The sequence below is a fragment of the Clostridium sp. genome, from assembly GCF_021443865.1.
GTDB lineage: Bacteria > Bacillota > Clostridia > Clostridiales > Clostridiaceae > Clostridium.
Window position 1 is genome coordinate 67,899 of the sequence record NZ_JABUTB010000003.1, and the last position, 12,359, is coordinate 80,257.

Sequence of the window (12,359 nt, forward strand, 5' to 3'; positions counted from 1 at the left end):
CGTGTAATAAATTTGTTGTTTTATAATATTAAATTTGAAGGTTTTACCTCTAAAGATTTATTTTGGTCTAAATTACTAATTTCAACTATTGAAATATAATCTTTCACTCTCTTTTGAGTAACTCCTATATTATCAACTAATACTCCAATTCCTATTAGCTCACTTTCGAATTCATTTAATAAATCCTTTATTCCTTGAGCCGTTCCCCCACCTCTTAAGAAGTCATCAATAAATATACATCTACTTCTTGGCTTCATAGACCTCTTAGATAGTGACATTTGTTGTATTCTACCACTTGTTCCTGATACATAGTTAATTGTAACTGTTGAGCCTTCAGTAACTTTATTATCTCTTCTAATAATTACTAATGGAATTCCTAGATTTCTTGCAACTTCATAAGCTAAAGGAATACCTTTAGTTTCTACAGTTACAACATAATCTACTTCTTTTTCGTAAAATTCTAAAGATAAAATAACTCCAGCTTTACTAATAATTTGAGGATTATACATTAAATCCGTTACATAAATAAAGTTACCTGGAACTATTCTACTTTCGTCCTTTAACATTTCACAAATACTTTCAACAAACTTTTTCTTAGTTTCCTTTTCTATTCCTGGTATGTATTTAATTCCCCCAGCTGCACCAGCAATAGTTTCGACTTTTCCCATTTCAAGCTTTTCTAATATCTCTCTTACTATGACTATATCTTCACTAATAGTTGACTTTGCTGCATTTAATAGTTCCGAAAATCTATTTAGGCCTATTACTTTATTAGGATTTTCAGTTAAAACCTTTGTGATAGCAACAACTCTACTGTTTCTACTCAATTTTTCCAAAATATATCACCTACATTTTTTATTTTTTCCGAATTATTTGTTAGTTTTAAGCATCTAATATTCATATTTTATTCTATATTTTTCTCAATATCAATAGATTTTAGTCACTATTAATTTAATTTACATATAATTATAAAAATTTAAATAAAATTTCACCAATTTATATAATATATAGCTTTTTTGTGTGTTCATTTTTCTAAATTTGTATATAATTATAAAGTGAAAACTATTTAAGAATAATTAGAATATTATTCTTAACATAAAAGGAGTTGGTATTTTGTCATTCAATGTTAATGAAGATATAAATAAAAAAGTTCATTTTATAGGAATTGGCGGAATTAGTATGAGCGGTCTTGCTGCCCTTTTATTAACTAAAGGTTATAAAGTGTCAGGATCTGACTCTAAGGAATCTGAAATAACTAGCAAGTTAAGAGCTGAGGGTGCAGAAATATACATAGGTCATAACAAAGATAACATTAAAAATGTAGACTTAGTAGTTTATACTGCAGCAATCCCATCAGACAATCCAGAAATAATAGAAGCTAAAAATCAAAACATACAGCTTGTTGATAGAGCTGAATTTCTTGGACTAATTATGAAAGGGCATAAGTACAATGTGGCAGTAGCAGGTACCCATGGTAAAACAACTACTACATCAATGCTTTCTCATATAACTTTAAAAGCTGACTTAGATCCTACAATATTAGTTGGTGGAGAGTTAGATGCTATAAATGGTAACTTTAAAATTGGAGATAGTGAATATTTTATTACTGAAGCATGCGAATATAAAGAATCTTTTCTTAAATTCTATCCTTATATAGGTATTATATTAAATATTGATGCTGACCACTTAGACTACTATAGAGATTTAAACCATATAAAAGAAACTTTCGAAAAGTTTTCTAATATAATCCCTGAAGATGGATATCTAATAGGTTATTGTGAAGATGATAATGTAAATGAAATATTAAGGAAGGCTAAATGTAATACTATTAGTTATGGATTAAATAAAGGTGATGTAAGAGCTACTAATATCACTTTCAATAATAATGGATGTGCAACCTTCACTGTTTGGAAGGATAATGAAGAGTTATTTGATGTTACTTTAAGCACTACAGGAAAGCATAATATATTAAATTCATTATCTACTATTTGTGTAGGCTTGTTATTTAATCTACCTTATGATGCAATTAAAGAAGGCTTAAAGGAATGTAAAGGCGCTCATAAGAGATTTGAGTACAAGGGTGAATTTAATGGTGCTACTATAATTGATGATTATGCTCATCATCCAGTAGAAATAAAAGCTACATTAGATACTGCTGAATTAATACCTCATGAAAATATTTATGCTGTATTCCAACCTCATACTTATACTAGAACTAAAACCTTATTTAACGAATTTACAACTTGTTTTGATGGTGTTGATGAATTACTTCTTATGGACATCTATGCAGCAAGAGAAAAAGATACTGGTTTAGTTTCTTCTGAGGATCTTGGAAATGCATTAAGAGATAAAGGAATTAAATGTACTAATGTTCATAGCCATGAAGAAGCAGCTGAATACTTAAAAAATAAAGCTTCAGAAAAAGATATAATTTTAACTATAGGAGCTGGAGATGTAGTTAAAGTTGCTGATATACTATTGAATAAAAATTAAAAAATGAAGAAATGAAAAAATGAAGAAATTGACAATGTGAAATAAAGGAATGGATTATTTTAATAATTCTATTTTTTCAATTAGGGGGCGTTAAACATCCCCCTTTTATTTTTTTGATATTTTTGTTATCTTTTGACCAATCTTCCAATAATATTGATATTATTTAGCTTTATTATTTTCTTTTATATTATTTTATTTTATAATTTAGAAGAAACTAATATAGTTAATTAAATTAAATTTATATATAGAGGTGATAGATATGGACTTGTCAATGAAGATTAAAAATGCTGCAGATTTTATAATTGAAAAATCTAAGTACAAACCTGAAATTGGATTAATATTAGGTTCTGGTCTTGGCTCTTTAGCTGATTCAATAGAAAATCCAGAATTTTATCCTTATGAAGAACTTCCTCATTTCCCAGTATCAACAGTAGAAGGTCATGCTGGAAGATTAGTTATTGGTATGTTAAATGGAAAATGCGTTATAGCAATGCAAGGAAGATTCCATTATTACGAAGGATATGCTATGAGCGAAGTAACTTTCCCAGTTAGAGTTATGAAATTATTAGGAGTAGAAACTCTTATAGTTACTAATGCTTGTGGTGCTGTAAATGAAAGCTTTAAACCTGGTGATTTAATGATTATAAAGGATCAAATAAATTTCTCAGGAGATAATCCATTAATAGGTGCTAATCTAAAAGAATTTGGACCTAGATTCCCTGATATGTCTAGTTCTTACACACCTGAATTAATAGCAAAGGCTGAAGAAGTTGCTAAAAACTTAAACATAGACATTAAAAAAGGTGTTTACATGATGTTTAGTGGTCCAACTTATGAAACTCCAGCTGAAATAAGAATGTCAAGAGTACTTGGTGCTGATGCGGTAGGTATGTCTACAGTTCCAGAAGTAATAATAGCTGCTCACTCTGGCATGAAGGTTCTTGGAATCTCTTGCTTAACAAATATGGCTGCTGGAATCTTAGATCAACCTTTAAATCATGAAGAAGTTGTTGAAACTTCTAATATGGTTAAAGAAAAGTTTACATCTCTTATGAATAAAATAATAGAAGAGATTTAAATGTAGAATTAAGAATGTAAAATGTAAAATTAAAGAAGAAACTCCCCAAGGAGTTTCTAAAATAAATTATTTAGAAGCTGTTGTACAGCTTCTATTTTATTTAATTATTGTTATATCTTTAGTTACTGAATTTAGAACTTCACAACCATCTTTAGTTACTAAAACTAAATCTTCTATTCTAACTCCGATATCATCTTTTAAGTATATTCCAGGTTCTATTGAGAATATCATTCCTTCTTTAACTTCTTCATTATTTGTTGAACTTACATCGCCAAAGTCATGATCTTCTATTCCTATACTATGACCTGTTCTATGAGTAAAGTATTCACCATAACCTGCATTTTCAATATAATCTCTAGATGCCTTATCAATTTCTGAGAATTTAACTCCCTCTTTGACCTTTTTTATTCCACTTAAATTTGCTTCTTTAACTATGTTATATATTTCTGCATGTCTTTCGCTTGGCTCTGCTCCAAAGAATACAGTTCTAGTCATATCAGAGCAATAAGAATTGTACACTCCTCCAATATCTATAACTATACTATGTCCTTTTTTAATAGGAGTATTATCTGAATGATGATGTGGGTCAGCACCATTGGGACTAACTGCAACTATTGGAGAAAATGAGAATTCATTTACACCATGTTTTTCATATAACTCTGCTAAAAGGCTAGCATAATACTTTTCAGTTTTTCCTTCTTCTAAGAAGTCCCATAACTCTAGCATAACTTTATCATTAATTTCAGATGACTTTTTCATTAATGCTATTTCTTCAGAGTCTTTTATCATTCTTAGTCTATCTATAATTGGAGATCCATTAACAAAAGCCTTTGCTCCGTTATTATTCATAAGCTTAATTAAAAAGTGTGCTGGCCAATTTTTATCCACAGCCAAAGTATTTTCTTTGTCCACAACTGTGCATAAAACTTGTATTGGATCTTGAATATCTGTGTACCAAATTAAGTCTACTCCTAAATCCTCATAAACTGGGAATAACTTATTAACGATAAGTTTATGGTTTCCTTTAGTATTTAAATATAAGACAACCATTCTTTCTCCAGGAGAAAACCATTTTCCTGTTAAATAAAATATAGCAGGTGGTGATGATACTATCATTTGACTTAAGCCTTGCTTTTCCATCTCTTTCAATACATTATTTACTCTATTTGTCTTCATAATTTTCTTCACCTCTATTTATTTCTATATTTATAATATACCTTATGAATAAAATAATATCTATTTATATCAATTATTTATAGTGATATAATAAATTAGTTAAATTAATTTAGGAGGATTATTTATGAAAATAGCAGCGATATCTGATATACATGGAAATATTTATTCACTAATGAAGGTTTTAGAAGATATAGATGATCAAAAAGTTGATTTAGTAGTTTGTCTTGGAGATTTAGTTGGATATGGTCCTCATCCAAACGAAGTTATAGCATTAATTAAAAGAAGAGAAATTCCTTGCATAAAGGGAAACTATGATGCATCTGTTGTAGATGGTGCTTTTACTTTTATTAGAGATACTTCAATTAATTCTTTTTCACTACCTTGGAATGTTGAAGAAGTTAGAGCTTCAAATAAATATTATTTATCTGAACTACCTACAAAGCTAAACTATGACATTAACGGAGTAAAAGTTCTGTTTACTCATGGTAGCCCTGATAACATAAGTGAATATCTATTTGAAGATGCTGAAAACACTAAAAAAGTAATGGATGAAATAAATGAAGATGTACTGATATGTGCTCATACTCATATTCCTTCTTATAAAAAGTTCGGTAATAAAGTATTTATAAATGTAGGAAGCGTTGGAAAACCTAAAATCGGACGTCCAAATGCTACTTATGCTTTAATAGAAATAAAAGAAGATAAAACTATTGATGTTAAGTTTAGAGAATTAGAATATGACTTTAAGAAAATTGTTAAAGATACTCAAATGCTACACTTCCCTGCTCAATTAGTAGCTTCTTACGAAAACGGAAAAGAATAAAATTCAGCTTAGCTGAATTTTATTCTTTTTTATTCTCTCTAAGATATGCTTCGATTTGATTACAAATTCTCTCCATTACTTCCACTAGGTTATTTTTATATTCCTTTGGATATGTTACTAAAAGACTTTTCAGCTTATTTATCTCAATAAATTTTTCTTCTAAAAAATTTTTATTACTCATTTAATTCCTCCCGATTTATTTCCTAAAATTATATTATGATTAAACGTTGCAAATGTTAGTAAATTGATGTAAAATCTTTATAAACTGTATATTGTATTATTACTATGACGAGAAGAGTAGCTATATGGAAGTAGTTTTAGCGAGTAAGGAATGGTGTAAGCCTTATACGAAGCCTTTAGTGAAGAACATCTCTGAGTTTCTAACCGAACAAGTAAATATTTATTTACTTAAGTAGACTTAGACGGTTTCAAACCGTTACAATTTGAATGACATTATTAGTGTCAGATGAGTGGCTATTTATAATAGTAACTTGGGTGGTACCGCGAAATTATCCTTTCGTCCCTTGTATTAGGGATGGAAGGTTTTTTATTTTTTTAGGAATTTATAATTTAACTAGGAGGAAAAGAAATGAGTAAAGTTGTTTATGTAAAGTCTCTTTATAGAAACCAAGAAGAATACTTATCTAAAGAAATTAAAATTTCTGGTTGGATAAGAACATTAAGAGCATCTAATGCTTTTGGATTTATCGAAGTAAATGATGGTACTTTCTTTAAGAACGTTCAAGTTGTTTTTGATAACAAAATTGAAAACTTTAAAGAAGTTTCAAAATTACCTATTAGTTCATCAATAACTGTTATAGGTACTTTAGTTGCTACTCCAGAAGCTAAGCAACCATTTGAAATTCAAGCAAAGGAAGTTATAGTTGAGGGAATGTCTAATAATGATTACCCACTTCAAAAGAAAAGACACACTTTTGAATATCTTAGAACTATAGCTCACTTAAGACCAAGAAGTAATGCATTTTCAGCTGTATTTAGAGTACGTTCAGTAGCTGCATATGCTATTCATAAGTTCTTCCAAGAAAGAGGATTTGTCTACACTCATACTCCATTAATAACTGGAAGTGACTGTGAAGGTGCTGGTGAAATGTTTAGAGTTACAACTCTAGATCTTAACAATGTACCAAAAACCGAAGAAGGATCAATAGACTTCAAGCAAGATTTCTTTGGTAAAGAAAGTAACTTAACAGTATCAGGACAATTAAATGCTGAATGTTATGCTTTAGCATTTAGAAATGTTTATACTTTTGGACCTACTTTCAGAGCTGAAAATTCAAACACTGCAAGGCACGCTGCAGAGTTCTGGATGATAGAACCTGAAATAGCATTTGCTGATTTACAAGATGATATGGAATTAGCTGAAGATATGCTTAAGTATGTACTTGAATATGTTTTAGCTGAATGTCCAGAAGAAATGGCATTCTTCAATCAATTTGTTGATAAGGGAATCTTAGATAGACTAAACCATGTTGTTTCATCTGACTTTGGAAAGGTAACTTATACTGAAGCAGTTGAAATATTAAAGAAAGCTGATAAGAAGTTTGAATACCCAGTAGAATGGGGAATAGATTTACAAACAGAACATGAAAGATACCTTACAGAAGAACACTTTAAGAGACCAGTTTTCGTAACTGATTATCCAAAGGATATAAAGGCATTCTATATGAGATTAAACGATGATGGAAAAACAGTTGCTGCAACTGACCTTTTAGTTCCAGGAATCGGAGAACTTATAGGCGGAAGTCAAAGAGAAGAAAGAATAGATGTCTTAACTAAGAGAATGGCTGAAATGGGTCTTAATGAAGAAGACTACTGGTGGTATCTAGAGCTTAGAAAATATGGAGAAACTAAGCATGCTGGATTTGGATTAGGCTTTGAAAGACTTATTATGTACATCACAGGTATGGCAAATATCAGAGACGTAATCCCATTCCCAAGAACTACAGGACAATCTGAATTTTAATAAAATAAAACCTAGTAAAACTTTTGTTAACTAGGTTTTTTTATTTACAAAATTATATATAACTATATAAAAATTAAAAATTCATATCCGAAAATATTAAAATAGGGAGGGATACCAATGAACTATTATGAAAAAACTGAAGAAAATTTAAGCCTTATTTGCCTAGAATGTAAGTTTTATAAAACAAAGGATTGTGTTAAATCAAAGTGTAATATAGGCTTCGCGTTAAATGCTGTAAAAGCTTCAAATCCCAATGGAATTCAAATAATAGATGATGGACAAAAATTAATACCTAAAAATGATATAAAATTATATAATAAGACTCTTATTGCTAAAGCTATTGCAAGTGTGTGTAAAATATGCAAGGAATGTAATAGTGGACATGATGAGAACTGTACTATCTCCTTAGCTAGAAAAGCATTAGAACATATTTATTTAAGTCATGATATTACTTATCCAGGAAGTGTATTTATGTATTTAATTAATGTAGACAAACAGGATGAAGACCTTGCTAATAAAATAAAATCTGAATATGATGCCATGAATAATGAATCTAAAGAAGAAGTTATTATGGACAAATCTTCTATATCAAAAAAACATCCTATTTTAGTTGATTTAAAAGAAAATGAAACTTACTTTTGGTGTACTTGTGGGAAAAGTGCCACTTCTCCTTTTTGCAATGGTGCCCATTTAGGAACAAATTTTATGCCTTTAGCTTTTGTTGCTAAAAAAACTGAAAAAGCTCATTTATGTGCATGTAATCATACTAAAACTCCACCATTTTGTGATGGCTCTCATTTAAAATTAGTATAAAAATAAAAAAGGAAGTGCCTAGCACTTCCTTTATACATTAAATATTCTTTATTTTTAATAGAATTCTTTTTTTGTAATTCTTTATTTTTGTAATATCATGATTTTCAGCATAGCCACCCCAAATCATTAATGTAATTGCTAAGCCTAAGAAAAATCCATTTAAAAACTCAGGTAATTGAAAAAATTGATTGAAAAGTAAACAAAGTACATAAATTAATAATCCATTACGAATATAGTTATTTAATTTTTTCATAATATCATCACCCTTAAATTTTCTTTGAAATAATTTTATAAGAAATCATATATACAACTAAAAATAAACATATAATTAAAAACAAAACTTGAGTTATTACTGGGTACCATAGCCCACCAATTAAACCTACTAAATACATAGTTACTAACATGAATCCTAAAGCAATTTTTGAAGCACTTGAGCTTATTTCCTTAATTCTCTCATCAGTATTGCTAATACGAACCTTCCTTAGTTTATCTTCATTATTTAAAATTGAAACATTTTTAATTAAAAGTAATATTCCTACTACTGTTAGACCTGTTCCAAAGCCTGAGTAAGTTGATGTCATACTTTCATTAATCTTTAAATTTAAATATCTATCACCAAAAAATGTTATAATTAATGTTACTACTCCAAGAACTATTAGCCCTATAAATAGTAATATCCTTCCTTTTATAACTCTTTTATATTCTTCATTAGTTTTAAAGTTACTACTACAAAACATACCTAACATAAATTTTCATCTCCCTCAAAAATAAATACATCTTCTATTTTTAATCCAAAATATTGAGCTATCTTATGAGCAAGTACCAAGGATGCCTTATATTTTCCGCTTTCTAGAGATATTATTGTTTGCCTAGTTACATCTAAAACATCTGCTAATTCACTTTGTGTTATCTTACGTTCTTTTCTTAAATCTTGTATCCTAGTTTTCAAATTTGCACCTCCTAGTAGGTAAAGTTAACTTTACAATTTAAGTATAGTTTGCTTTACTTTAAATGTCAAGTATATTTTACATTACTTCCCTATATTTTCTAATGATATTCCCTTATATCTTTCATGCCTTCTTAACTTAGGGGTATTAATGATTTGTGCTTCATAAATACTATTATTTCCTACTACATAATAACTAATAAATGCTCCAATTACATAGTAAGGAATAGCTTGTACTCCAAATAAATTAATTCCTAACATAATAGTGGTAACTGGTGTATTTGTAGCACTTCCAAAAACGCAAATCATCCCAATAGCTGCTAGTAATGATGGCTCTATATGAGTTATATTTCCTATAGCACCACCTAGAGAAGCCCCTATAGTAAATAATGGTGTTACTTCTCCACCTTGAAGTCCAGCTCCTAAGGTTAGTACTGTTAATACTAATTTCTTTATTGGATCTAAAAGACTTACATCTCCTGAAAATCCATTATCCACAAGCCAAATACTTAAACCTTCAAAGTCATATAATCTAAATATTACAATTACTAATAAAACTACCAATGCTGATATTAAAGCTCTATATATATTATTTTTTATGCATTTTCCATAGAAATCCTTAACTAAATTAATTCCTTTAGCAAATATTCTTCCAAAAAGCCCAAATAAAATTGAAGATAGAACTACTATTAAAAATGTATAAATAGAAATACCCGGTATTGATTGTATTACATGACCTTGGTGCATTATACCTAGGGCTTCTGTAACAAAGTTAGCTGTATAGGACCCAATAAAGCAATACATCATTGCTTCATAACTAAGTTTTCCCATAAAACACACTTCCATTCCAAAGAATGTTCCTGCAAGAGGAGTTCCAAATATTGATCCAAAAGCAGCACTTATTCCCACCATAACTAAAATTCTTTTTTCTCTATGCTCCATTTTAAAAATATTAGCTACATTATTTGTTAATGCTCCTCCTATCTGAACTGCTGTCCCCTCTCTCCCTGCTGACCCTCCAGATAAATGAGTTAATATAGTAAAAATAAAGGTTAAAAACGCCATTCTAAAAGGAACCTTTGTCTCCTTATGAACACTTTCAATAATTAAGTTATTACCTCTATTAGATTCTTTTCCATATTTAGAATATACATATGTTGTTAGTGCACCTATTAATGGAATTATTAGAATTAAATAAGGAAAGTTTCCCCTTACTGCTCCAACTAACTCTAATGACTTTAAAAATATCGCAGATATAATACCCATTATAATTGAAACTATAATAGTTGAAATTGTTAATTTAAAAATTCTCATCTTTTGACTACCTTTCCCTTGAATAATAATAAATCTATAGAAAATAAAAAAGACTAATATTCTACGATTAAATCATAGAAGTCATTAGCCTAAATAGACGATTTAGATTTCTCTTGGGAGAACTTCATTCCCAATAATTATTCGTATTTTATATTAATATTATATTCCTAAGAATTTCAAAAATCAATCTACCCCTATTTTATCACAAAAAAAGCTGAGTTTCCTCAGCTTTCTACTATTATATATTTTTTATATTTTCATATACTCTTCTATAACGAGAATAAACTTCTTTATATACTTCTACTGCTTCTGGATTTGGATAATAGCATTCTTTTTCCTTTACTATTACCTTTACTGCATCTTCGAAGGAATCAAACCAATTTAAAGAAACTGATGCTATAATTGCAGCTCCAAGAGATGGACCTTCTTCTATTTTTAAAGATATTACCTTCTTATTAAATACATTAGCTTGAATTTGAAGCCAATCCTTAGACTTAGCTCCTCCACCTACTGAAATTATTTCTCTATCGCTATCATCTTCATAAATACTAAAGCAATCCTTTAATGAGAATGTTATTCCTTCAATTACTGCTCTAGCAAAATGATTAAAATCATGGCTTTTATCTATTCCAATAAAAGTTCCTCTAATATTACTATCTGCATAAGGAGTTCTTTCTCCAACTATATAAGGAGCAAATAATAATCCATCAGATCCTTCTTTAACATTTGATACCCCACTTAAAATCTCATCAAAATCCTTATCCTTTGCAAAGGTATTTCTAAACCAGCTTAAAGAATCTCCAGCAGAAAGAGTTACACCCATTGAGTAACAACTATTTGGTATTACATTATTAAACATGTGAAGTTTTCCACCATAATTTTTGTATTCTTCCTCATATTTTAAATATACACCTGAAGTTCCTATACTTAATAAGTCTCTATTCTTATTTATTATTCCAGAACCTAATGCTGAACATGGATTATCTGATCCTGCTGGGAATATTTTAATACTTCCTTTAGCATTTAATTTTGCTTTTAATTCTTCATTTAATTCTCCAACACATTCAGTAGAATTATATATTTTAGGGTATTTTTCTAAATCTATATATAATAACTCTGCTATTTCTTCAGACCATTTTCCTTCTTTAATATTTAACATTTGTGTTCCAGCTGCATCAGAAATATCTGTGCATATGTTACCTGTATATTTAAGTACTAAATAGTCTTTAGGTAAACAGAATTTTTTAGTCTTTTCCCAATTTTCAGGTTCATTTTCTTTTATCCATAATACCTTTGGTAATGTAAATCCTTCAAGGCTCTTATTGCCTGTAATTTCAATTACTTTCTCCCCAAAGTTATTCATTATATATTGGCATTGCTTAGTCGTTCTTGTATCATTCCATAGAATACTTCTTCTTATAGGTTTATTTTCATTATCTAATAACACTAAGCTATGCATTTGACCTGATATACTTATAGCTCTTAAGCCCTCTCCACCTAATTCATTAGTTATTTTTTCTAAAACCTTAACAGAAGCATTGTACCAATCTTCTGGCTCTTGTTCAGAATGTCCATCTCTATTGTTGTATAAAGGATAACTTTCTGAATGTTTTAATACTACTTCTCCTGCTTTATCTAAAGCTATCCCCTTGATAGAACCCGTTCCTAAATCTAAACCTATAACATATTCCATAAAAATATCCTCCCAATATTTGAAATATAGGAGCTGCTT

The 12,359-nt window shown here is 29.2% G+C and carries 13 protein-coding genes, 1 riboswitch and 1 other annotated feature; of the genes, 5 read left to right on the plus strand and 8 right to left on the minus strand.

The window, feature by feature from the left end; translation table 11 throughout:
- Positions 1 to 20 precede the first annotated feature (20 nt).
- On the minus strand, positions 21 to 836 hold the full coding sequence (gene purR, locus HUJ77_RS01060) for a pur operon repressor (RefSeq protein WP_291706715.1): 816 nt from the start codon (positions 834 to 836) through the stop codon (positions 21 to 23).
- 277 nt (positions 837 to 1,113) lie between these two features.
- Here purR and murC point away from each other — a divergent pair, with 277 nt between their 5' ends.
- Entirely contained in the window at positions 1,114 to 2,493 is a 1,380-nt protein-coding gene (murC, locus tag HUJ77_RS01065; RefSeq protein WP_291706716.1) for a UDP-N-acetylmuramate--L-alanine ligase, read from the plus strand.
- 259 nt (positions 2,494 to 2,752) lie between these two features.
- Complete coding sequence (locus HUJ77_RS01070) at positions 2,753 to 3,571, plus strand: purine-nucleoside phosphorylase (RefSeq protein ID WP_291706717.1); 819 nt, start codon at positions 2,753 to 2,755, stop codon at positions 3,569 to 3,571.
- Positions 3,572 to 3,667: 96 nt separating this feature from the next.
- On the opposite strand, the gene HUJ77_RS01075 is transcribed toward HUJ77_RS01070, so the two are convergent.
- A complete protein-coding gene (locus HUJ77_RS01075; protein ID WP_291706718.1) occupies positions 3,668 to 4,747 on the minus strand; it encodes an aminopeptidase P family protein in 1,080 nt (359 codons plus the stop codon).
- 124 nt (positions 4,748 to 4,871) lie between these two features.
- Here HUJ77_RS01075 and HUJ77_RS01080 point away from each other — a divergent pair, with 124 nt between their 5' ends.
- Positions 4,872 to 5,570 (plus strand): metallophosphoesterase family protein, encoded by a 699-nt coding sequence (locus HUJ77_RS01080; protein ID WP_291706719.1) that lies wholly within the window; start codon positions 4,872 to 4,874, stop codon positions 5,568 to 5,570.
- 19 nt (positions 5,571 to 5,589) lie between these two features.
- On the opposite strand, the gene HUJ77_RS01085 is transcribed toward HUJ77_RS01080, so the two are convergent.
- A complete protein-coding gene (locus HUJ77_RS01085) occupies positions 5,590 to 5,751 on the minus strand; it encodes a hypothetical protein (protein WP_291706720.1) in 162 nt (53 codons plus the stop codon).
- A gap of 95 nt (positions 5,752 to 5,846) precedes the next feature.
- Positions 5,847 to 6,098, plus strand: a binding site (T-box leader).
- Between the two features lie 61 nt (positions 6,099 to 6,159).
- On the opposite strand from HUJ77_RS01085, the gene asnS reads away from it, so the two are divergent.
- Entirely contained in the window at positions 6,160 to 7,554 is a 1,395-nt protein-coding gene (gene asnS, locus HUJ77_RS01090; RefSeq protein ID WP_291706721.1) for an asparagine--tRNA ligase, read from the plus strand.
- 117 nt (positions 7,555 to 7,671) lie between these two features.
- The gene (locus HUJ77_RS01095; protein ID WP_291706722.1) at positions 7,672 to 8,367 is read left to right on the plus strand and encodes a CDGSH iron-sulfur domain-containing protein; all 696 of its coding nucleotides are present in this window, start codon (positions 7,672 to 7,674) and stop codon (positions 8,365 to 8,367) included.
- Positions 8,368 to 8,404: 37 nt separating this feature from the next.
- Here HUJ77_RS01095 and HUJ77_RS01100 read toward each other — a convergent pair whose 3' ends face one another.
- From HUJ77_RS01100 to xylB, 5 genes are all read right to left on the minus strand, one after another.
- Positions 8,405 to 8,620, minus strand: a complete 216-nt coding sequence (locus HUJ77_RS01100) for a hypothetical protein (RefSeq protein ID WP_291706723.1) — start codon at positions 8,618 to 8,620, stop codon at positions 8,405 to 8,407.
- A gap of 13 nt (positions 8,621 to 8,633) precedes the next feature.
- Complete coding sequence (locus tag HUJ77_RS01105) at positions 8,634 to 9,113, minus strand: hypothetical protein (protein WP_291706724.1); 480 nt, start codon at positions 9,111 to 9,113, stop codon at positions 8,634 to 8,636.
- On the minus strand, positions 9,107 to 9,316 hold the full coding sequence (locus HUJ77_RS01110) for a helix-turn-helix transcriptional regulator (protein WP_291706725.1): 210 nt from the start codon (positions 9,314 to 9,316) through the stop codon (positions 9,107 to 9,109). The genes HUJ77_RS01105 and HUJ77_RS01110 overlap by 7 nt, the downstream gene beginning before the upstream one ends.
- Positions 9,317 to 9,397: 81 nt before the next feature.
- The gene (locus HUJ77_RS01115; protein ID WP_291706726.1) at positions 9,398 to 10,627 is read right to left on the minus strand and encodes a chloride channel protein; all 1,230 of its coding nucleotides are present in this window, start codon (positions 10,625 to 10,627) and stop codon (positions 9,398 to 9,400) included.
- Positions 10,628 to 10,695: 68 nt separating this feature from the next.
- A riboswitch (Fluoride riboswitch) is annotated at positions 10,696 to 10,768 on the minus strand.
- Positions 10,769 to 10,865: 97 nt separating this feature from the next.
- Positions 10,866 to 12,320 carry a xylulokinase gene (xylB, locus tag HUJ77_RS01120; RefSeq protein WP_291706727.1) on the minus strand — a complete coding sequence of 485 codons (1,455 nt, stop codon included), beginning with the start codon at positions 12,318 to 12,320 and terminating at the stop codon, positions 10,866 to 10,868.
- Positions 12,321 to 12,359: the final 39 nt, after the last annotated feature.